General features: G+C 44.0%; 16 protein-coding genes. 7 read left to right on the forward strand and 9 right to left on the reverse strand.

The genetic code is table 11. From position 1 onward, the window contains the following. Positions 1-31: 31 nt before the first annotated feature. The 4 genes from H8K32_RS11095 (at position 32) to tsaD (ending at position 7159) form a co-directional block, all read left to right on the forward strand. Positions 32-1612, forward strand: a complete 1581-nt coding sequence (locus H8K32_RS11095) for a response regulator (RefSeq protein ID WP_186912564.1) — start codon at positions 32-34, stop codon at positions 1610-1612. 221 nt (positions 1613-1833) lie between these two features. Further along, complete coding sequence (locus H8K32_RS11100; protein ID WP_186912565.1) at positions 1834-2397, forward strand: substrate-binding periplasmic protein; 564 nt, start codon at positions 1834-1836, stop codon at positions 2395-2397. 289 nt (positions 2398-2686) lie between these two features. Then, complete coding sequence (locus H8K32_RS11105; RefSeq protein WP_186912566.1) at positions 2687-6043, forward strand: PAS domain S-box protein; 3357 nt, start codon at positions 2687-2689, stop codon at positions 6041-6043. A gap of 87 nt (positions 6044-6130) precedes the next feature. Further along, positions 6131-7159, forward strand: a complete 1029-nt coding sequence (tsaD, locus tag H8K32_RS11110; RefSeq protein WP_186912567.1) for a tRNA (adenosine(37)-N6)-threonylcarbamoyltransferase complex transferase subunit TsaD — start codon at positions 6131-6133, stop codon at positions 7157-7159. 1 nt (position 7160) lies between these two features. Here tsaD and H8K32_RS11115 read toward each other — a convergent pair whose 3' ends face one another. From H8K32_RS11115 to H8K32_RS11125, 3 genes are all read right to left on the reverse strand, one after another. After that, a complete protein-coding gene (locus H8K32_RS11115; RefSeq protein ID WP_186912568.1) occupies positions 7161-7619 on the reverse strand; it encodes a cache domain-containing protein in 459 nt (152 codons plus the stop codon). 107 nt (positions 7620-7726) lie between these two features. Then, positions 7727-8332 (reverse strand): glycerol-3-phosphate 1-O-acyltransferase PlsY, encoded by a 606-nt coding sequence (plsY, locus tag H8K32_RS11120; RefSeq protein ID WP_186912569.1) that lies wholly within the window; start codon positions 8330-8332, stop codon positions 7727-7729. A 176-nt stretch (positions 8333-8508) separates the two neighbouring features. After that, complete coding sequence (locus H8K32_RS11125; protein WP_343067986.1) at positions 8509-9003, reverse strand: aminoacyl-tRNA deacylase; 495 nt, start codon at positions 9001-9003, stop codon at positions 8509-8511. Positions 9004-9379: 376 nt separating this feature from the next. Here H8K32_RS11125 and H8K32_RS11130 point away from each other — a divergent pair, with 376 nt between their 5' ends. Next, a complete protein-coding gene (locus tag H8K32_RS11130; RefSeq protein ID WP_186912571.1) occupies positions 9380-12106 on the forward strand; it encodes a TonB-dependent receptor in 2727 nt (908 codons plus the stop codon). A gap of 1382 nt (positions 12107-13488) precedes the next feature. After that, positions 13489-16089 (forward strand): TonB-dependent receptor, encoded by a 2601-nt coding sequence (locus tag H8K32_RS11135; RefSeq protein WP_343067987.1) that lies wholly within the window; start codon positions 13489-13491, stop codon positions 16087-16089. An 89-nt stretch (positions 16090-16178) separates the two neighbouring features. On the opposite strand, the gene xerD is transcribed toward H8K32_RS11135, so the two are convergent. The 5 genes from xerD to H8K32_RS11160 form a co-directional block, all read right to left on the reverse strand. Beyond that, complete coding sequence (gene xerD, locus H8K32_RS11140) at positions 16179-17105, reverse strand: site-specific tyrosine recombinase XerD (RefSeq protein WP_186912572.1); 927 nt, start codon at positions 17103-17105, stop codon at positions 16179-16181. Between the two features lie 3 nt (positions 17106-17108). Then, positions 17109-17609, reverse strand: coding sequence for a methylated-DNA--[protein]-cysteine S-methyltransferase (locus H8K32_RS11145; RefSeq protein ID WP_186912573.1), 501 nt, complete (start codon positions 17607-17609; stop codon positions 17109-17111). A gap of 524 nt (positions 17610-18133) precedes the next feature. Further along, positions 18134-19099, reverse strand: a complete 966-nt coding sequence (locus H8K32_RS11150; RefSeq protein WP_390312098.1) for a TRAP transporter substrate-binding protein — start codon at positions 19097-19099, stop codon at positions 18134-18136. Positions 19100-19246: 147 nt separating this feature from the next. Next, the gene (locus H8K32_RS11155; RefSeq protein WP_186912575.1) at positions 19247-19609 is read right to left on the reverse strand and encodes a 5-carboxymethyl-2-hydroxymuconate Delta-isomerase; all 363 of its coding nucleotides are present in this window, start codon (positions 19607-19609) and stop codon (positions 19247-19249) included. Positions 19610-19701: 92 nt separating this feature from the next. Continuing rightward, positions 19702-20673: a pyridoxal-phosphate dependent enzyme gene (locus tag H8K32_RS11160; protein WP_186912576.1), complete on the reverse strand. Its 972-nt coding sequence runs from the start codon at positions 20671-20673 to the stop codon at positions 19702-19704. Between the two features lie 46 nt (positions 20674-20719). Between H8K32_RS11160 and H8K32_RS11165 the strand changes: the two genes are divergently transcribed. Continuing rightward, on the forward strand, positions 20720-21400 hold the full coding sequence (locus H8K32_RS11165; RefSeq protein ID WP_186912577.1) for a helix-turn-helix transcriptional regulator: 681 nt from the start codon (positions 20720-20722) through the stop codon (positions 21398-21400). On the opposite strand, the gene H8K32_RS11170 is transcribed toward H8K32_RS11165, so the two are convergent. After that, positions 21391-22155, reverse strand: a complete 765-nt coding sequence (locus H8K32_RS11170; protein ID WP_186912578.1) for a sulfite exporter TauE/SafE family protein — start codon at positions 22153-22155, stop codon at positions 21391-21393. The genes H8K32_RS11165 and H8K32_RS11170 overlap by 10 nt on opposite strands. Between the last annotated feature and the right edge of the window lie 235 nt (positions 22156-22390).

Here is a 22390-nt window from a genome sequence, read left to right on the forward strand (position 1 = left end):
TAATCTCTTTACAGCAATGTTAAGGCGTATCATGACAACGATCAATGACGACGAAGATTGGCTCAAAGAAGATGATGCTCCAGTGAGCTTGAGATCAAACAATTTTTGGCGACTTTTAATTGTTGATGATGAGCCTGACATTCATGCCGTCACCCGCCTTGCACTCAATAAAATGAGCTACAAAGGTCGTGAAATAGAAATACTTTCGGCCTATTCCGGTAACGAAGCATTTGAGATACTGTCAAAAGAATCCGATATCGGCATGATCTTGCTCGATGTCGTCATGGAAACCGAAGATGCAGGATTGATTTTAGCAAAACGGATACGTGAAGAATTGCATAACGATATCGTGCGTATCATTTTACGTACCGGTCAGCCAGGGCAAGCACCAGAACAAAGCGTCATTGTCAATTATGACATCAATGACTACAAACTTAAGACTGAGCTCACCTCTCAGAAAATGTTCACTACGGTCATCTCATCCTTACGCGCATACGAAGGTTTGAAAACGATAGAAGCGAATCGCCGTGGTTTGGATAAAATTCTTGAAGCCGCAAGCAACCTGTATCAATTAGACTCACTCAAGGAGCTGGCATCCGGCGTGTTGACACAAATCGGCGCTATCCTCGATTTTGGCACTGATGGTGTTTTATGTGTCATGGAGTCTTCTTCCGCAAAAAAAGACCTTAATCCACTGGTCATTGCCACAACCGGAAAATCGACTGAGATGTTAGGTGAAACAAGCTTGCCATCCAATCATCCCTGGACGCCAATGATACGCAAGGCGTTCGAAGAGAAAAAAAGTTTATTTACAAATGAAGTTGATGTTCTGCTGATACAAGCATCGCATGGCCATCAATTCGCAGTTGCGTTTACGCCATTGTGGCCATTGAGTGAGCTCGAATGCAGCTTACTCAGTGTGTTTTGCGACCGCATTGCTGCAGCATTCGATAATTTGCATGTATTTAATCTGCTCAAATCAACACAAGAAGCCACAGTCATTGCGCTTGCTGATCTTGCTGAATCCCGTGACGCAACGACAGGTGGACATGTACGACGCGTATGCAGACTAACAGATGCAATCGCTGCCGAATTAAAAGCGGCAGATAAATTACCACCAGAGGCTGATTCCGATTTTATGGCCTTTGTCGGCATCGCCAGCATATTACATGACGTTGGAAAAGTAGGCATACCAGACGCCATCCTTTTAAAACCAGGAAAGCATACCCCAGAAGAACGCATAGTGATGGAAGGGCATGCTTTAATCGGAGAAACCGTTTTGGCCAGAGCAGCCAAAATGGTCGAAGGTGCGAATAGCCTCAGCATTGGCGCCCAAATTGCAGGCGGCCATCATGAGCACTATGATGGCAATGGTTATCCTCGCCGATTGAAAGGCAAAGAGATCCCGCTCGCAGCACGGATCGTTGCGGTCGTCGATGTATTTGATGCCTTACTACACGCCCGCCCTTACAAACAGCCTTGGCCCTTACCAGATGTCATTGCTTATCTCAAAGAGCGCAGCGGTACGCAATTTGATCCCGACATTGTCTGGGCAATTATTAATTTTGTTGAGACAAACAATCCGGACTGGATTATTGCTGAAGGCCATTAAATCCGAGAAATAAATTTAAAAGAACATGATCACCCCGCTTGTCGTGCTGTTGCCATGTAATTTTCGTCATGAGAACCATCAAAACACTGATCTGTTTTTTTATCGTCCTGGTTTCGTCGGGAGTTAATTGCGCTGAGCTGTTAGTTTTACTGAATGAAAAAAAACATAACTCTGACAGCGCAGCATCAGAACAAAGTTTTCAAATGGAGCTGGGCGAATTATTGGCGGAACGTACCCATCGCGTGGCAAAATTTGTAATGCGTCCGCGAAAACGTCTTGCCAACGCATTAGAGATGAATGAAGCTGATATTTTATGTGGCTATTTACCCGAATGGTTACCTGGAAATTTAGACTGGAGCGTGGGCTTTGTCGATGTTGGCGATTTGCTCGTAACAACATTACGTGTTCCTGCACCGGCAAATATTGAGGATATTGCGGGTCTTACAATTGGCACAGCAATGGGCTTTACTTACCCGGAAGTTGAGAAAATTCTTGGCAACAAATTTGTACGTGATGACGGTCCTGGTGCAGAAGCAAATTTGCGGAAGTTAGCCGCAGGCCGATTTAATTACGCCATCATTAGCATGGCGACCCTGAATTATCACTTACGTGTGAACGATTTACATCTCAGCATTCACCCGCCACTCACTATCTCCAAATTTAAAAGCCAGTGCGCACTAGCAAAAAATGGCACTCTGCGAGTGAGTGAAGTCAACAAAGTAATCTCAGATATTCAACATGATGGCAGCCTTGATAAACTTCTTAAAAAATATAATTATCACTAGAACCGTGTAATATTATTCAATGTTTTATTCGATTTTTTATTCGATGTTTTATTCAATATAACTTTGAATCTGATGCTGCACGAAATGCAAAGAGTAAAGTTTGATTTTTAAAATAATAGTACTATGCAGGTTCTTATTGACGCATAGCAAGTGATCCCTATTTGAAACAAAAATAAAAGTAGCGAATGAAACCCATTTTTTAATAATGAGAGATATTCGGCATTAACTTACTTTTTTGTATGTCTAGTCCCTATGCAGCTTGTCATTTTTTTAAATAAAGTTACTTTCTATGCAATTGCCACGGCTTCCTGATGACGAAGAATATCGCGTAACTACCCTTCAGGAATGTGGACTCCTCGATACCCCACAAGAACAACGTTTTGACCGGTTGACACTGCTAGCCAAGCAAATATTCAACACACAGATCGTCTTAATTTCTTTAGTTGATGCCGATCGTCAGTGGTTTAAGTCCAGGCAAGGCTTAGAGGTATCTGAGACTAGCAGGGACATTTCTTTCTGCGGTCATGCAATTTTATCGGAAGAAATTCTTCACATTCCGGACGCACGCAATGATCTGCGTTTTTTTGACAATCCTCTGGTCGTCGGTGCCCCGCATATACGCTTTTATGCAGGAGCTCCTTTACATGCAAAAAATGGGCAACGTATAGGAACACTGTGCATCATCGACCCTGAACCAAGAACACTGAGCCAGGACGAGCATATATTACTGCGCAATCTTGCCGATTGCGTGGAACATGAGATCGGCAATTTGCAATCGCAAAGACAGCATAATGCCCTGCTGACGCTCACCAGAATTACCTCGCTGACCTTTCAGGATCCGCAAATCTTGCTACGCGAAACATTGGCACTTGGGTGCCAGTATTTAAAACTGGCTACTGGTGTCATTTCGCAATTTCAGGGTAATGAAATCATTATTCAGGTCTATCATTCGAGTATTGGCAACGTCAAAGAGGGGCAGCGCTTTCTGAAAGAATTCACTTACTCAGACCTAGTCCACAAAGATCATGACGTGATTCATACGACTAACGCAAGTCAAAGTGAATTCAGCCGACATCAGAGTTATCAGCAATTCAAACAAGAAACCTATATTGGCATTCCATTATTTTTAGAAGGAAGACGCTATGGCACCTTAGGTTTTTCAGACCCAAAAGCCAGAGCGCACGCATTCACTGAAGTTGAAATCGAATTTGTGAACGTGTTGGGAGATTGGGTGAATGGCACAATTAAACGTCAAGAACTCAATCGCTCATTGCAGCGTCAACAAAGTCTTAACGACGCAGTTGCAAAAGCACAATCACAATTTATCAAAGGTAAAGATCGCGGCAAAGGTTTCGATACACTGTTAATTAACAGCTTGAGGCTTACCCGAAGTGAATATGGATTTATCTGCGAAGTTTTGAAAAATCGCCACGGCGTTGCCTATTTAAAAGCCTATTCAATCTGCGATCTATCATGGGACGATACGACGGTAGAACTAAACAAAAGAGCTGTGCAGCAAGGACTTGAATTCCACGATCTGGATTTATTATTTGATCCCAGGTTGGATAAGAAAGCACCTGTTATTTCAAATAACCTGGCTTTTGAAAGACAAGTTGGTGACTTACCTGCTGATCATCCGCCGTTACGACATTTTCTAGCAGTACCCATACAGCATGATGGAGAAGTCGTTGCCGTCATGGGTATCGCAAATTGTCCGGATGGTTACGATAAACTGTCAGTAGATTTTCTTCAGCCAGTCACCATCACCATAGGACAATTGGTGAATGCAGCCAGAATCCAGCGCCAACATTCACAAAGTGAACAAAGGCTGGCTAACATTATTGAAGGAACAAATATCGGTACCTGGGAGTGTCATATTCCTTCTGGCGTCACGATATTTAATGAACGCTGGGCTGAAATGTTAGGTTATAGCCTTGCTGAATTAAGTCCTACGACGGTCCAAACCTGGCTGGATTTATGCCATCCGGACGATGCAAAAATTTCTGCCGAAATGATAGACAAGCATTTCAATGGCGAATTACCGTACTTTGATCTGACCAGTCGCATGCGTCATAAAGATGGTTCCTGGGTGTGGATCAGAGATCGTGGTTGCGTTGTTAGCTGGGATGAAGATGGAAGACCTTTAGTCATGTCAGGCAGCCATCAGGATGTCACCCAGGAGCGTATTGCTGAAGAAAAATTAGCCCATGCCTATGAACTGCTGGAACAATCAAACGCCGCCGCCCGCATTGGTACCTGGGAATATGATCTGTTTACCAGACAGGTGAACTGGAGTAGTGTCACCAAACAAATTCATGAAGTAGAAGCCGACTATCAATGCAATACCGAACAGGCACTGAATTTTTATAAAGGAAAAGATAGCCGGGACCATATACGTCATTTGCTGACTGAGGCCGGCACATCTGGCTCCCGTTTCGATGCCGAATTTAAAATCGTAACCGCCAAAAAAAATGAACGCTGGGTCAGAATCATCGGACTGCCTCAGTTCAAAGAAAATTCAATCCGTGGCATTTATGGCACGCTTCAAGATATCAGTGATAGCAAGGCCAATGCTCAGGCGTTGCGGGATCAGGTAGCTCACACGCAGGCGATTCTTGACAATGTACTTGATGGAATTATCACCGTGAATCATCTTGGTTTCATTGACGCCTTTAACTATGCGGCTGGCAATATTTTTGGCTACAACAAAGACGAATTAATTGGCAAGCATTTTAGTATTTTATTACCGGCTAATGATGACCAAAACAAATCTACCTTTCCTTTTAGAATCGATAATGTTTCTAAGCTGATTGGTGTGTCACAAGAAATCGATGCCCGTAGGAAAAACGGCAGCGTTTTCCCGCTTGACCTATCAGTTTCTGCAGTTAAGCGACAAGGCCGCGCTTTGTACATTGGACTGATGCGCGACATCACCGAGCGCAAACGCCTTGAACTGATTAAAAATGAATTTATTTCTACCGTCAGTCACGAATTACGTACTCCATTAACATCGATATCTGGTGCATTGGGGCTGATACTCGGTGGTGCCACTGGAACATTGCCAGAGAGTCTGACCCCTTTACTCAATATCGCTAGCAAAAATAGCCAGCGCTTAACCTTCCTGATTAATGATCTATTGGATATGGAAAAATTAAGCGCAGGTAAGATGCATTTTGATATGCAAGACTATGCGCTGGCACCATTGTTGACGCAGGCAATTGATACCAATGCTACTTTTGGTACACAAAGAGAAATTCATTTAAACCTGCATCAACCTATTCCTGACATTATTATTTCTGTTGATAGCCAGCGTTTTATGCAAGTCATGTCAAATTTACTTTCGAATGCGATTAAATATTCTCCAGTCAATGAAACAGTCGATATCCGGGTAAGTCTGAATGATGTACGTGTTCGTATCAGCGTCAACGATCACGGCAAAGGCATCCCTAAAGAATTCCGCGACCGAATTTTCCAGAAATTCGCCCAGGCAGACTCCTCTGATACCAGAGAAAAAGGTGGCACTGGCCTGGGATTAGCGATTTCCAGAGAATTGGTGGAAAACATGGGAGGAAGAATTGGATTTGACTCCGTCCTGGGACAGGGAGCGAATTTCTATTTTGAACTACCAATCGTCGCTAAAGAATAGAAATTTCCGTGAAACGCACGACAAAGTTATAATCCCGACTTGCGCAGTCTGATTGCGTCTTCACTTAATTTCTCAAAAAGTAGCTTCATGATAGTTCTCGGCGTTGAATCCTCCTGCGATGAAACAGGACTGGCCCTCTATGACACAGAACGTGGATTATTGGCGCATGCCCTACATTCACAAATTGCCATGCATCAAGAATATGGCGGTGTAGTGCCTGAACTGGCTTCGCGCGACCATATCCGGCGCACTCTTCCTCTCTTACATCAGGTCATTTCAGAAGCCCAGATTCAAAAGCAAGACATTGACGCGATTGCCTATACCCAAGGGCCGGGCTTGGCGGGTGCATTGTTGGTTGGTGCTTCATTTGCATGTGGCTTAGGAATGGCACTGGATAAGCCTATCTTAGGAGTTCATCATCTGGAGGGGCATCTGCTCTCCCCTTTATTGGCGAGTCAGCCACCGGAATTTCCCTTCATTGCCTTGCTGGTTTCCGGCGGACACACGCAATTAATGCGCGTTGATGGAGTAGGACAATACCAACTGCTAGGTGAAACTCTGGATGACGCAGCAGGTGAAGCCTTTGATAAGTCCGCCAAATTACTCGGACTTTCATACCCTGGAGGGCCAGCGATTTCTAAGTTGGCTGAATCTGGTGACCCTGCGATTCATCAATTTCCACGCCCGATGTTGCATTCCAAAGATTTTAACTTCAGCTTTTCTGGATTAAAAACAGCCGTCCTTACTGCTGTCAAAAAATACCCACCTGACATGAGCGAGTCTGACAAGGCCAATGTCGCACGCGGTTTTGTTGACGCCATCGTAGATGTTCTTGTTGCCAAGTGTGTTACGGCAATGAAGCAAAGCGGACTCAAGCGTCTGGTGATTGCAGGCGGGGTTGGCGCAAATCGCCAATTGCGCTTAGCGTTAAACGCGGCGGCTGCAAAAAAACGTTTTCAAGTGTTTTATCCTGAACTCGAATTTTGTACCGATAACGGTGCGATGATTGCCTTCGCAGGTGCAATGCGGCTGAAAAAAAATCCCACATTAGCAACGCGGGATTTTGCTTTCAATGTCAGACCACGCTGGCCACTGCACGAGTTGACTGCGGCGTAAGCTAGTTTTTTTTATAAAAACCACAGCCGACAATCACTGTTTCATATTTTTCTATATACATTGATTTCGGCTCTATTTGCTTCGTCACCGGGTTCACAAATTTGTAATCTTGCCAGCCACTGCCCTTCTTATTCGCAATTTCAATGCGCTCTCTGATGAAGTACTTTCCATCAGCATCCTTCAAATCAATCATATTTTTACCGATCATTTTCGGGTTGATCTGCGCCAGATTTTTAGCATTTAAATCATAAACAACAACGTATAAATCGCGATCCTGATAACCACCATCTTTTTTATTGATGTCTGCGATAGTATTTTCGATACCTTGCTTTTTCATTGATTCGATTGCTTTTGCGACTAATGCCTTGGCCTCTTCAGCAGTACCTTGTTCAGCAGCGAGTGCTGACAAATTTATGCAAGCAAATAGAATTACTACAATATATTTCAGTGTCGCAGTCATGAACCAGCCTCCTCAAAAAAATCAAAGAATGCCCATTTACCAGTTCATCATAGTAAAAATCACAAATTAATAAAGTAGTAATTCCACAAAACCAATATCATCTCGATTTATTTCTTTTTACTGCCTAGCCGACTCTCTTTGCCTGCCATCAAATTGGCAATATTTTGACGATGGCGATAGACCAGCAAGCCACTCATCACAAACACCGCGAGTAACTTAACGTCCGGGCCAAACAGCAAGCCGTAATACAAAGGTGCAAAGATGGCGGCAATCAGCGCTGCCAACGATGAGTAACGAAATGCAAAAGCAATAACACCCCATGTCACCAAAGTCGCCAACCCCAACCAAGGATTAATCCCGATCAGAACACCTGCCGCAGTCGCCACACCTTTACCGCCAACAAATTTAAAAAAGACTGGCCATAAATGTCCGACAAAAACGGCGATCGATACCGCTGCGATGCTGCCATCATCCAGATTAAACTGGTTTTGATATTTCATCGCCAACCATACTGCAAACCAGCCCTTCACCGCGTCGCCTAGCAAGGTCAGTACGGCTGCTGCTTTGTTTCCGCTACGCAAAACATTGGTAGCGCCAGGATTTTTAGATCCATAGGTTCGTGGATCAGATAAACCAAATAATTTGCTGACAACGACTGCAAAAGATACTGAACCAATCAAATAAGCCAGTATTGCCGCCAGAATAGTATTCATTTTTTCCCTAAATAAACGTTGGTAAGATAAAGCTCTTGCCTGGCAAAAGTTTTCAAATTAATTATTTACATACAAAAAGCGTTGGCATTTTTTACTTACTTTTTCGTTTCAAACAATTCAAGTAGGTAAAAAATGTTTGAACTCAGCAGAATGTCGCAATGCTAAGTTACAAGGAGTTACTCATCGATTGCGCAATCGACAGGGCTTGCTTTTAAGCAAATTTCCAACACAGATGGAGCGATTCCGACCAAATACCCTCGTCGGCCGCCATTAATATATATCTTGGGCAACGCAAGGATCCCACGCTCAACATAAACTGGCATCACTTTTCTTGTCCCAAACGGGGACGTTCCGCCAATCAGATAACCGGAATGCTTTTGGGCTATTTCCGGTTTGCATGGCTCTATCGATTTGCACGAAATTTGCCGCGCCAGATTTTTGGTCGATACCTTGCGATCGCCATGCATCAGCACGATGAGTGGCTTAGCTGCTTCATCTTGCATTACCAGCGTCTTTACCACGGCATGCTCGTCGACCCCTAACTCCCGCGCAGATACCGCCGTGCCACCATGTTCTTCGTATGAATACGGATGCTCAGAAAACTCCACCTTATTTTTGCGTAAAAACTGCGTTGCGGGCGTTTCTGATACGTGTTCTTTTTTTGCCAAAATTAGTTCCTGCCAATACAAAAAAACGAAATCGAATTATATCTGCGTAAATTTAATAGCAGCATTTTTTGTCAAGTAAAAGTCAAAAATTTGATACTCATTCAGATTACCAAATCTACTTTTGGAAAATTATTTTCATCAATTGTCACTCAAATGCAACATGACGCCTCATTTCATATATTCATATATTTCATTAAATGTCTCGTTTATGCATAATGTAACGATCTTTGATTAATATTTTAAGTATGCCAATAAAAAAAGCCAGAGAAATAACACGCACAATGGCATAAAAACGAAACAAAGATAAAACGCTATAGTCGCTCTTAAAGAGCGGCTTTTAGCGACTACAAATAATTTCACAATACTTGGAGAAGTCGTGATGGTGTTCAAAGAAAAAGTTGGCGTTACGTCCGTCAAGCTCGCGTTAGCGATGTTTGCAGGTACATTTTGTGCGGTTAGTTACGCGCAAGAAACAAATGAAAATGTTCAAAAAGTAGAGATTACTGGTTCGAATATTAAACGAATTTCAATCGAAAACATTTCTCCTGTAACAACCTTTACAAGAGAGCAAATTGCTCGCTCAGGCGCAACTTCCGTTCTTGATATTATTCGTCATTTGACAGCTGCCGGAGGCAATAGTGGCGAATTCGCAAGTTCGAGTTCGTTCCGCAATGGTGCGACAAGCGTCAGCTTGCGCGGCTTGCCAACACTGGTATTATTGAATGGCAATCGCTTACCTAACTCTGGCTCAGACAGCTATAGCGGCGTAACTTCAGTTGACCTGAATAGCATTCCACTGGCTGCTATTGAACGTATTGACGTCTTAAAAGACGGTGCCTCGGCGATCTATGGTACTGACGCAGTTGGTGGTGTTATCAACTTCATCATGAAAAAAGACTACCAAGGCTTTGATGTAGATACGAGCTACGGCAAAACAACATACAACGATGGAGATATTGCAAAGTTCTCTGTGTCAGGTGGTTTTGGTGATCGTGCGAAAAGTAACTTTAACGTAACTTATGGCGCGTCCTTCGAACAAGCAAAAGCAATCCATGGAGTTGACCGTCCTTGGGCGAACAAAACAGATTTCACATCTATGCCTGGTGGTCTTTTCCAGGGCGGCGTTTATGGCGCAAAAGGAACTGATCCCGGAACATTATCAACGGGCGGGTCCCAACGTATGCCGGATCCAGAATGTTCCGCCAGCCACGTAAAACCATACCCAGATGCACCAGAATGGTTTGCGGCGCCAAACCGTAATGCTTGTATGTACGCTCAAGCTGAATCTCAGGATTTAGCACATCCATACACGCGCTATAGCGGAGCAGCGACAGCAAATTACGATATTTCGGCAACAACAAGTTTGTTTGCAAACCTGTTTTACAACCACTATGACGCGAGAATTATTGGTTCTCCAGCATGGATACAAAATGCTGACAGATCAAGCGTCTTGACAGTTGCAGCAAACAACCCTTTTAACACCTATGGCAAAACAGTCAAAATTCGCCGACTGTTCCCTGCAGCAGAAGGTGGTACAGGTACAAACGTCGATACCACCTGGTTAGTCGGTGGTATGAAGACACAAATCGGCGACTGGGATTTGACAGCAACTATTGGACATAGCTCGGAAGATGGTAATACCCGTGTTTACGGTTCGTTCATGCACGATAAGCTGCAGCAGTATGTAACGCAAGGATTGTTTAATCCGTTTGGCGGAAATCACAACTCGGCACAGGTCATCAACGACTTGACAGCAGACCAGTACACGAACACGAAAACAAAAACTGATTTTGCAAAATTAGTTGGTTCGACCGAGTTTGGACAATTGCCAGGCGGTAAAATTGGTGCTGCAGTCGGCGCTGAGTATAAACGTGAATCGCTTGCTTACGATCCATCTCAAGCATGGAGAGATGGTGCTATCGGGATCTATTCGACACTCAAGGGTATCAACGGATCTGAATCTTTAGGCGCTGTATTTGGCGAATTAAATTTACCGATATTGACGAATTTAGAAGCACAAGCAGCTGTTCGTTACGATAGATATCAACTGGCAGGTAATACAACCAATCCTAAGGTTGGATTACGTTGGACGCCAACACAAACATTGATGATTCGTACTAGCTATAGTACAGGTTTCCGTGCACCAACTTTATCTCAACGCTTTAATGAAGGTCGTGGCGGCTTCGCTAACGTCAGAGATCCTAAGCGTTGTGTACTCGGCGACGTGTATTTTGACGCATCATGTAATGGTTCTGCACTCTCTTTGATTACTGGTACAAAAACTCTGAAACCAGAAACTTCAAATCAATTTAATTTGGGCTTCGTTTTTGAACCGGTCAAAGATCTCAGCTTTGGTATGACTTTCTGGAGCATCAAATGGAAAGACAAAATTGACAATCTCGACAATGACACAGTTCTGGCAGGTGAAGATGGTGCCTTTAAATCAAGTGTTTCTCGATACGATGTAACACCAGAAGATCAAGCTGCCTATAACAGTTTAACTGCAGCTCAGCGCACAGCTCTTGGGCCGTTGGTTGGTCGTCTGAAGCAGTTGTCAGTTGGCTTTATCAATCGCAGCGAAGTTTCCACATCTGGTATTGACGTCGACGCTTCCTACAAACTGAAAACCGCCAACTATGGTAACTTCACTTTGTCGGGTGATGCAACTTACACAATTAAATACGATCAATCTTTATTGCCGTCTGATCCACTAATCAATTGTGCAAACAATATGGGTTGTGAAGCGGGTCAATACGGAAATCCAGTGTTGTTGGCAAAGCTTGGCTTGAATTGGGAGAAAGACGTTTGGAGCGCTAGCACAGGTGTGAATTTCACTTCACATTACCATGTTGACAGAACACCTTCTGCAACAATAAATCGCTACTACGACTTATACAATAAAGGTTACATGATCCCAAGTATGACGACAGTTGATGCATCCGTCTCTTATGCTGGATTCAAAAATCTTGTTTTACGATTTGGTGCTAATAACCTGTTCAATCGTGACCCTGCATTTGACCCATCATCAAATGTAGGTTACGACAATAGCTATGGCGATCCACGCGGTCGTTATGTATATGCAGCAGCGTCCTACCACTTCAACTAAAAACGATATTTTTTTGATTTAAGCAGGTAAAGGAAAGCCCCGCAATTAAGTTAATTGCGGGGCTTTATTATTTCAATAAAATTTTCTATATCGACACTGCTGGTAGTATTTTTATATATGCGCCCGATGAAGTTTTCTTGAAGTTAAGCATGTAAGCACAGATGATTGTGTCCATACATCGACGCCTCCCGTTTGCAAGTGAAATCTTCAAACTCTGAGTAACGGTGTCAATTGCAGCCATACATTCGGGCTTTGGTGCGGTCGAATAATTTCCGCTGCTGACGCATGATGAAATTCACGGTTGGTATCTCAATGACTTGGACGTGCTGTTTGCACATGGACGCAAGCGAGTTACGGCCATCCCAATTTGACTTGTTTTGTCATCATTTAGATTGCCCAAGTCATCGGTAATACTCCCTTTCTATCAAATATTTTCTGGTCCGTACCGACATTGGTATGCACAGATGATTTTATCCAGCGCATAACAATGTCGGTACGGAATATCTCGCCGCTTTATAACATGACCCAAATGCGTCTAGCGTTCTTTGCTGCCAGAGCGCAAACCGCCATGACGATCTACCTTGGAAATGAGCTCCTCTATTTTGCTAAGATGCATCAACAACTCGTCTACTATCCCACATAACAGGTTATGGTGCGGCTGACGTCCGAGTTCCGGTAGTACACGGTGAACGTTTCCTCAAAGCCGCTCCGGATACGGCAAAAATAGAGTGTATTACTTATGCCTAAGAAGGGTATGGATGGCGAACATTAAAAAATAACGTCGACTTCTGGACACGCGTAGAAAAATTTCTGCAAGAAAATACAGCTTTGAAATAATATCAATACATTAAGATACATGCATGCTTCATTATTGTGCAAATAGAATATAAATGTCTGAGTAAAGTAATTTATTCAGGCATTTTTCTTTTGAAAGAGTTTATTTCATCAATTTATGGAAAATTATTTTCATTTCATGTCATAAAAATGCAACATTTTGAACATATTGAGTAACAAATTATTTCACTTTTGTTGATTTCTTTTGCATAATGCCCCTCTTGCTCTGAAAATGCACACGCCCAGATTACCTTATCTGGAGCTACGCAAAAGTAGCTCTCTTCCCCCCTGCTTTTCTATATTTTCAACAATAAATCTCCGGATTTTTGGGCGCTATGCGCGAGCAAGCTGCGAACCTTTGTTTGCATCTGATTCATCATGTTTAGGAGAACTTGGTCATGGTATTAAAAGAAAAAGCCGTTGTGAGATCGGTACGTTTTGCTTTGAGCGCTTTAACTGGCACATTACTTGTTGCTGGCATTGCTCATGCATAAGAAACTAGCGATGCTGTACAAAAAATTGAAATTACAGGTTCCGCTATCAAGCGCATCTACAAAGAAGGCGCTTTACCTGTACAACAGTTAAATAAAGAAGTTATTGCCCGTTCCGGTGCAACGACGGTTGCTGATTTGATTCAAAAATTACCAGCGATGCAAGGTTTTACACCTACAACAACCGCTGTAGGTACAAACTCAGGTGGCCGCGCTTCTGCCTCTATTCACAACATCGGTGAAAGTTACACCTTAGTATTATTAAACGGTCGTCGCGTAGCACCTCAAGGCTCAGGCTCCGCAGTCAACCTCAATGCGATCCCGATGAGCGCGGTTGAAAGAGTAGAAGTATTGACTGATGGCGCATCAGCACTCTACGGTTCAGATGCAATCGCCGGCGTGGTTAACTTTATTCTGAAAAAAAATGAACAAGGTGGCACCGTAGAAGCGGGATACGACTATCCAACAGAAGGTGGCGCAAAATCGTACAACGCCAGCCTGACTTACGGCTTCAGTAATTTGGAAGAAGACCGCTACAACGTATTGATCAGCTATCGTCACGATGATCAACAGCAATTGAAAGCGACAGACCGCGATTTCGCTAAGACAGCTTATCTGCCTTTCGTTGCAAATGGTCACAATTACTTGTTTGACAAAACCAGTGCTTACAGCTCACCTGCAAATCTGGCAGTGACGTTCAAAGACAAGACAATTTCTGGTGTTAATTTCAATCCTTACCTGTTGCAAAACGGTAATTGCCCGGCAAATCACGTCATCGATCCGACAAATCCTAAGGCTTGCAAATTTGACTATGCTGCGACACTGGAAATTGTTCCTGTATCAAAGCGTGACAGCTTATTTACCACTGCCCGTTTCAAGGTAAATCAAGACTGGACACTGTTCTCAGATGTCGCTCTTTCTCGCTACGATCTGACAGCGCGTATCGCTCCAAATCCTGTTCCTGTCACAATTGCACCAGGTTCCGCCTACTACAACAGCTATGTGCTGCCATACTTAACGCAAGCACAAATCGGCTCAGTGAAATCAGTGACTGCAAACTACCGCATGTCAGACTGGGGCACTCGCAACGACAACACCATTACCAACTCCAAGCATTTTGTAGTTGGAGCAGAAGGTGAATTTAAAGGTTGGTCGATCAACAGTGCTGCAACGTATTCACAAAACTCCATCGACGAAAATTATACCGGCGGCTATGTATTGGACGGTGCTTTCCGCGACATGATTAAGAAGGCAAGCTTCAACCCATTTTTGCCGGTCGGTCAGCAAACAGATGCGACTAAGCAATTGATTCAAAACTCTTTATTCAATGGTCCATTGCGCACCGCATCTACGACACTTAAAGGTGTAGATACGCGCGCATCTAAAGAAGTATTCGAGCTTCCAGGTGGCAATGCAAGTGTTGCAGTTGGTGCTGACTACCGTGAATATGCCTATTCACAATCGTCATCATCTATCGTCGCTAGTGGTGCGGTTTACAATCTCGCAGCGCCACCAAGCTATGACATGAAGCGCTCAACATACGGTGTCTTTGGTGAAGTTCTAGCGCCAGTCATTGATAAAGTTGAGCTGAGTGCAGCAACTCGTTTTGATCAATATTCATCGATTGATGACGGCATTAACAACGTTAAAGTCGGTCAAGGTAATAACGCCGTTACTTACAAGTTATCTCTCAGATATCAGCCTAGCAACAGCTGGTTAGTGCGCGCTTCTTACGGCACTGGCTTTAAAGCACCGGCAATGCTGGACATTGCCCAGCCATTGGTACGCGCTGGTGTAACTGATAACCAGGCATGCCCATTCCCAGGTTCTGCGTATTGCAAACCAGGTAACGCGCAGTACGATAACTTGTCTGGCGGCAATGCAAATCTGAAACCAGAAAAATCCAAGCAATTCACCATTGGTGCACGTTTTGAGCCAAGCTCTTCGTTCTCTATCGGCGCTGATCTGTGGGATGTTCAACTGCGAGATCAAGTATCTGCTGTGAGCCAATCCATTGCATTTGCTGATCCTGCCAAATACGCGCAACTGTTCACACAATCCACAGAAATCGCAACGGGAAATACTTATTGGGCGTTTAAAAACTTATCGATCAATATCGGTAAATCGCACAACCGTGGTATCGATTGGGATATGACTGGTCGTAAGAATCTGGGATTCGGTACATTGACTGGTACGATTAACGGTACGTACATGTTGGTCTCTGATTTCACTTTGCCTGGTACTGACAATTCCTGGGATACCGATTTGGGTAAATTTGGTGTCTACAACAATGTTGGTTTCCGCAATCTCGTTTCAGCTACAGCCACATTGGAAACCGGTAAATTCTCCAACTCTCTGAGTTTGACATACCGTTCCGGCTATCAGGATCAACCTGCAAACGTGACGAATTTGGATACAAAGTCTGCTGAATCGATCACCTTGCACGTGCCATCTTACACCACGTTTGACTGGCAAGGTCGCTACAACTACAGCAAAACTGTAGAACTGCGTGCTGGTATCAAAAATCTGTTTAACAAAACACCACCAATGTCTCTGCAAACTGCAGGCGCTTATGCTGGTCAACAAACAGGTTACGATGCACGTTATGCAGATTCGGTGCTGCGCACGATTTACGTAACAGGCAAATACAAGTTCTGATTGTTATCGTAAAACTATTCTGAAATATAAAAAACGGCCGTCAATGATGGCCGTTTTTTCTTTCTTTTTCGCAGTTTCCAATATGGATGTTAACCACGCGGATGATGCTCAGCATGGAGCTGTTTAAGCCGCTCTCTGGCTACATGCGTATAGATTTGTGTTGTAGAAATATCGGCATGACCTAACAGCAATTGCACCACTCTTAAATCAGCGCCATGATTGAGCAAATGCGTCGCGAACGCATGGCGCAAGGTGTGGGGGGACAGATGGATGTGAATGCCAGCGTGCGCCGCATATTTTTTGATGAGTATCCAGAACATTTGTCGCGTCATGGCGCCACCACGCGCAGTGACAAATAATGCATCGTCAACCTGACCTTGCAAGATGGCAGATCTCGCTTCTTTCAGGTATTTTTCAAGCCACTGACGCGCAAGCTCACCAAAAGGCACTAAGCGCGTTTTATCGCCTTTACCGGTGATACGTAACACGCCATCATTGAGACTGACTTCAGTCGTTTTTAAATTCACCAATTCTGAGACACGCAATCCGCAAGCATATAATAGTTCCAGCATGGTGCGATCGCGTAATCCCAATGGGCTATCGTCGGGTGCATTCAACAATGCTTCCACCTGAGCTTCGCTCATGGTTTTAGGCAACCGTAAGCCTTGTTTAGCTGATTTGAGCTTACTACATGGATTAACGGCAACCAGATTTTGGCGTACGGCGAGTAAATAAAAACGTTTTAAGACACTCAGACGTCGATTGGCAGACGTCGCTTTTGACGTCGTATGTTTAGATGCAATGTAAGCGCTGATATCGGCGTGATCAACCTGATACAAATCCTTCGCCAGTTCGACATGCAACCATTCTGCGAATAAGCGCATGTCGCGGCGGTAAGCCTCTACAGTATTTTTGGCTAATCCGTCTTCTAACCATAAAACATCGCAAAATTGGTCTATCTGCCCCGCCACCTCATCAGGCAATACCACGGGCAATGCATTTGGACTATTTTTCATGGATCACAGGTAACCAGTCACACCTTCATGCGCAAGTAGCCAGCGTTTCACGCCAAGGTGAAATCCAGTTTCATCATCATGATGAGCAAATCCCCCCAGACCACCTGCCGCAGTGACCCGATGACACGGGATGACCAGAGGATACCAGTTAGCGCCACAAGCCTGGCCTACTGCGCGTGGTGCGGAGCAAATATGCTTAGCAATTTGACCGTAAGTAACAACTTCACCACGCGGCACCGCTGAGATCGCTTGCCAGACGCGACTCTGAAACGCAGTCCCCACCGGCTTTAAAGGTAGCTGAAATCGAAAATCGGCATTATCGAAATAACGATCAATTTGCTCTGCAACCATTGCAGAAACTGGATCCGATGGCGTTTTTTCTTTAAAACGTGGCGGCAAATAGACAAGTTCTGCGAGCTTTTGGTCCTCTACCCGGATTCCTATCGCGCCAAAAGGGGCGTCAATAATCGCGGAAAAAATGGCGGCTTCTTGTTCGGACATCATCTGCCTATGATTCTAAAAGGCTTTAGCATAGCGGATATGCACGTTTCCTGGGAAAAAAGCGTATTTCTCTGCAGGACGAAGATTGAATTTAAATTGCTTTTGAGAATGCTTAAAATGAATCTGGTAGTGCAAAAAAGAAAAAGGCGCATCATCAGATGCGCCATTAAAACATATCTCGCGTTTTCGGCTGTTTAGTTTTTGTGTAAACACATTAACTCAGCTTGTAATAAAAACGCGCGTCTCCTCAGTGTACGGCATGAATACCGTTTTTTTGCACTACCGCCTTTTAATCCTGTCTACTGCAAATTTCAAATCTGGACAGAATATAGCATGCAAAAATACCAGTGACAAAAAAAACGCAGCAAAAAATCATAGATGTTGCATATATGTAAAAGATATTTACAAAATCTGAAAATATGGTAAACGATTTTTTATTTTAAATACGCACTTATCAGGATACCGTAAGTTAGACTTCGTCGAGAAAAAATAGTGTTTTTATTGTAATTTTAAAAATTACTCTGGCTCTAATCATAGCCAAATTTCGCTGCCTCTTTGTTAATGTTAGCAACCAAATCTTTGCCTATCCGTTGCTCAACTTCTTTCTGAACTGGTAATAAAGCTTTGCGCCAGGCGGCTTTCTCCTGATCGTTCAACACATAAACTTTGGTTTTACCCGTTTTTTTGACAGCTGCTAACGCCTTATCATTTTCTTGCTGCGCAATGGTATTTGCATACATAGTCGCTTCTGCCATCGCCTGATTGAGTTCGTCGCGAATATCCCCGGGTAAGCCATCCCAAAATTTCTTATTTACAATGACGGCATATCCAAGATAACCATGATTCGTGATGGTCATGTGCTTTTGGACTTCATACATCTTTTGGGTGTACAAATTGGACGGCGGATTTTCTGTTCCATCGACAAAGCTGCTACGTAAGGCCTGATACACCTCTGAAAACGCTAGCACTTGTGGCGTTGCACCAAGTACCCGCATTTGCGTATCCAGAACTTTGGATGATTGAATCCGTAGCCTTAAGCCCTTGATATCAGAAGGTAAATGAATCGGCTTATTCGCTGAGAAATCTTTGAAACCATTATCCCAGAAGGAAAGACCGGTGATTCCTTTGGGTTCGAGTTTTTTGAGCAAATCCTTTCCGATTGGTCCCTGTGTCACGCTATACAAGACATCCTTAGACGGAAAAATATAGGGTATGTCAAACACTTCAAATTCTTTGATTCCAAGCGGACCAAATTTTGCCAATGACGGCGCCAGCATTTGAACTGCACCAAGCTGTAGGGCTTCTAATTCTTCTTTATCTTTGTACAACGTGCTATTCGGATAGAGCTCAACCTTGACCCGGCCATGCGTGGCTTTTTCTGCCAACTCTTTGAAACGTTGTGCCGCCTGCCCTTTGGGGGCATCGCTGGCGACAACATGGCTAAATTTGATGACGATGGGAGATTGCGCAAACGCAGAAACCTGCAGCAACATCGCAGCGATGGAAAAAAACAGACTTTTTCTTATTTTCACAACCGTCTCCAATGTCATTGCCAAGAACATTGGCTTGTTGATTATTCAGAAATAAAACTTATTCATCAAGTTGTGGAAAACCACAAGCACAAATATTTATTCGACCAATCAAGTGCCGATACTCGCTTTGATATAAGAGTCTCGCTCGATTTCCTGAATTTCGACGCACAGCTGCACATGTAGATTCGAGTGCAATTTGCAGAGCTGCTTAAGTACTAACAATATACTTTCCGAAAGTACCCGCTTCGTTTCATTTGATCTGCCACTTAAGATCGCAAGTTTTACGTGTACAAAGCCTCGAACTTGATGTGATATGCCGACACGAAATGAAGCAATTTTGATGGCACGACTTTTAATGTCAATCTCTTCAAATTCACTTGAATTTGCAAGCTTTCTATTTAACGTTAGCAATACCTTGTCAGCATTAAAATGGAGTAAGTTATCTGTGTATTCGAGTGTGAGGTGAGGCATATTTTTCCTAAAATAAATTGCTCCCTTTTCGTCGTCCCTGAATATCTTCATTACTAAGAACGGAAGCTAAGTACATGAGCTAACCAGAGAATTTAAGAGTGCGTCATGGCAACCGCAGCGGGAAAATCGATATTTCCACCAGACAACAAGACGCCAACACGCTTCCCGTGCATATCACTACGCTGACGCATGGCAGCTGCAGCCGCCAGACATCCAGTAGGCTCGACCCAAATTTTCATCTGCTCGACAAAAAATCGCATTTGCTGGCGTAGTTCATCATCGCTAACGGTTTCTATGTCATCCACGTGGCGCTGGATTAACTCGAAATTCAACTTACCAAGCTGCAACGTTCTTGCGCCATCTGCAATCGTGTGTGATCCATCAAGCCTGGTAAGAATTCCCGTACGCAGCGAGATTTGTGCATCATTTGAGCCCACCGGCTCGACACCAATAACACGGCATGACGGAGATAAATGATGAGCAGCCAATGAGATTCCACCAATCAGTCCACCACCACCAATAGGAACAAACAAAACATCTAGTGAACCCACTTCTGCAAATAACTCCACAGCCACCGTAGCTTGTCCGGCAATCACATCAGCAGAATCAAATGGTGGAATCAGCGTCATTCCCTGTTGGTCGACATAGTACTGAGCCAATAGTTCTCTATCTTCTTTTTTTCTGTCATACAGGTGAACATTTGCGCCCCATGCCCGCGTCGCTTCAATTTTGAATGTCGGCGCATCGCTGGGCATGACCACCGTAACCCTAAACCCCAGAATTTTTGCAGCAGCAGCCAGCGCCTGGCCGTGATTGCCCGAAGAGAATGTCACCACGCCATGCGCTTCGGGAGTTCTCCGTTTTAAATTGCGCAACGCATGCAAAGCCCCTCTGAACTTAAATGAGCCAGTGCGCTGAAGATTCTCGCATTTGAAGTAAAGCTGCGCCTGCGTCAATTCATCTGCGGCCGAATTGGTCAATACAGGCGTATTATGGGCATGCCCTTTGATGCTCTGAACCGCATCAAGTATGTGTTCAAAGTTGACATCGGTTTGATTATTCATATATTTTGTTCGACTTTAGCTACGACCATCATTTTGGTTTAATTTCATGGAGTCCAGTATTTCTTCTACTATTGATTTCACTCACTCTGACAACGGTAAAGAGCTACTCATGCGAGAGCTGGCCAAAGTTGCCGAAGCGGTTGCCAAAACACTTGAGCCATTTTGTGAGGTTGTTCTGCACGACTTATCTGCGACACCTCCCAAGATTGTCTCCATTCATGGTGCGATCTCCGAAAGAAAGGTCAATGATTCGACGACAGAAATGGGGTACGCACGGATTAACAATCCCGATTTTCCAGATGTCGTGCTGAATTACCCCAATACTTTGCCAAATGGTCGCCCCACTAAAAGCACATCAATCGGCATTCGAGACAACAACGGGCAATGCATCGCATCATTGTGCTTGAATGTTGAGATCGCGGAACTCAGCAGCCTGCATCTCATGCTAGGCAAACTATGTCAAACCGATACAGAGGCCGCTCCGGTCAAAGAAAGTCTGGTAGCACGTAAGCACTCGCTAGACGAACTGGATGCGGCCGCGCATGCGTTTGCAAAACAGTATAGTAGGCTTCCTCACGATCTTGATATTTCGACAAGAAAAAATCTTATTCTCGACATGGCTAAAATAGGATATTTAGGTCTTCATGGCTCTGTCCCCAGGTTGGCCAAGCTGCTCAACGTTTCAAGAGCGACTATTTATGCCGCGTTAAAATCATCTCAAACATAATACTTAATGAACATTGCAGCAGTACTCAGCCCCATCAGAGAAACAAAAACCAGACGTAAACGTTTTGCGCTGACTTTCAAAACGAGGCTGGCTCCAAATTTCCCTCCCGCGAATGACCCAATCCCCATTACGATCGCTAGCTGATAGTTGATGTTGCCTATCATTACAAACAAGGCAAGTGCGGCACAGTTGGCGGCCAGGTTGAGCGGCTTGGTCCACATGGTGGCCTGGTGAATACTTAACTTCATCCACTTCATCAGAGCAATGGACCAAAGTGTTCCGGTTCCTGGTCCAAAAAAGCCATTATAAAAACCAATTCCGGCTCCCAAACTGGGCAAAACTCCCCGCTTTGGCACGCTACTTTCGTCAGCTTTTAATCCAGATCGCATCCCAAAAATGTAATAGATTAAGATACCAAGCAGTAGCCAGGGAATAAACTTTTCAAGTGCATGTAATGGAAAACTACGAAGTGCTAACACCCCTAGCAGGGCCCCAGTACAGGTCAACAAAAGCGGCAACAGCAAGGGCTTTAAACTCAATCCACCACGTCGAAGAAAATGCCATGTAGCCGAAAGCTCCCCGATAGCTGATTGCAGTTTGTCGGTTCCTAACGCCTGAAAAGGCGAAGCACCAGCGAGTAACAACGCTGGAACGGTGATCAAGCCACCACCGCCAGCAATCGCATCGGCGGTACCTGCGACAAACGCCATTGTAGTAAGGAGCGGATAAACAATGAAACTCTGAGGTATCAGCATGAGGTTCTTTCTTAAGTAAACCTACACTTGCAATAATGAGTTAAATGACTGGGTTGCCAGATAACAACGCTCATTTATCATACCAAAATATAACTAATTGTCAAACTATGACAATTAGTTATAAAGAGTAAATTTCCTCTAGCTTCAGAAATCAAATTTGAAGGAAGAAAAATTACCGTGCTACTCTGCCGTAAGGCGCTAGTGCGCCAACGACTTGTCCATTAAACTGTCAGGC

The sequence above is a fragment of the Cognatundibacterium jejuense genome, assembly GCF_014284255.1.
GTDB classification, from domain to species: domain Bacteria; phylum Pseudomonadota; class Gammaproteobacteria; order Burkholderiales; family Burkholderiaceae_D; genus Undibacterium; species Undibacterium jejuense.

What these genes read in the sequence shown, in the direction of transcription:
- H8K32_RS11105 (WP_186912566.1), top strand. Translation starts at nt 2,687, where the DNA reads ATGCAATTGCCACGGCTTCCTGATGACGAAGAATATCGCGTAACTACC.
- xerD (WP_186912572.1), bottom strand. Translation starts at nt 17,105, where the DNA reads ATGAAAAATAGTCCAAATGCATTGCCCGTGGTATTGCCTGATGAGGTG.
- H8K32_RS11165 (WP_186912577.1), top strand. Translation starts at nt 20,720, where the DNA reads ATGGAGTCCAGTATTTCTTCTACTATTGATTTCACTCACTCTGACAAC.
- H8K32_RS11095 (WP_186912564.1), top strand. Translation starts at nt 32, where the DNA reads ATGACAACGATCAATGACGACGAAGATTGGCTCAAAGAAGATGATGCT.
- tsaD (WP_186912567.1), top strand. Translation starts at nt 6,131, where the DNA reads ATGATAGTTCTCGGCGTTGAATCCTCCTGCGATGAAACAGGACTGGCC.
- H8K32_RS11170 (WP_186912578.1), bottom strand. Translation starts at nt 22,155, where the DNA reads ATGCTGATACCTCAGAGTTTCATTGTTTATCCGCTCCTTACTACAATG.
- H8K32_RS11145 (WP_186912573.1), bottom strand. Translation starts at nt 17,609, where the DNA reads ATGATGTCCGAACAAGAAGCCGCCATTTTTTCCGCGATTATTGACGCC.
- H8K32_RS11160 (WP_186912576.1), bottom strand. Translation starts at nt 20,673, where the DNA reads ATGAATAATCAAACCGATGTCAACTTTGAACACATACTTGATGCGGTT.
- plsY (WP_186912569.1), bottom strand. Translation starts at nt 8,332, where the DNA reads ATGAATACTATTCTGGCGGCAATACTGGCTTATTTGATTGGTTCAGTA.
- H8K32_RS11155 (WP_186912575.1), bottom strand. Translation starts at nt 19,609, where the DNA reads ATGCCTCACCTCACACTCGAATACACAGATAACTTACTCCATTTTAAT.
- H8K32_RS11130 (WP_186912571.1), top strand. Translation starts at nt 9,380, where the DNA reads ATGGTGTTCAAAGAAAAAGTTGGCGTTACGTCCGTCAAGCTCGCGTTA.
- H8K32_RS11150 (WP_390312098.1), bottom strand. Translation starts at nt 19,099, where the DNA reads ATGTTGCTGCAGGTTTCTGCGTTTGCGCAATCTCCCATCGTCATCAAA.
- H8K32_RS11115 (WP_186912568.1), bottom strand. Translation starts at nt 7,619, where the DNA reads ATGACTGCGACACTGAAATATATTGTAGTAATTCTATTTGCTTGCATA.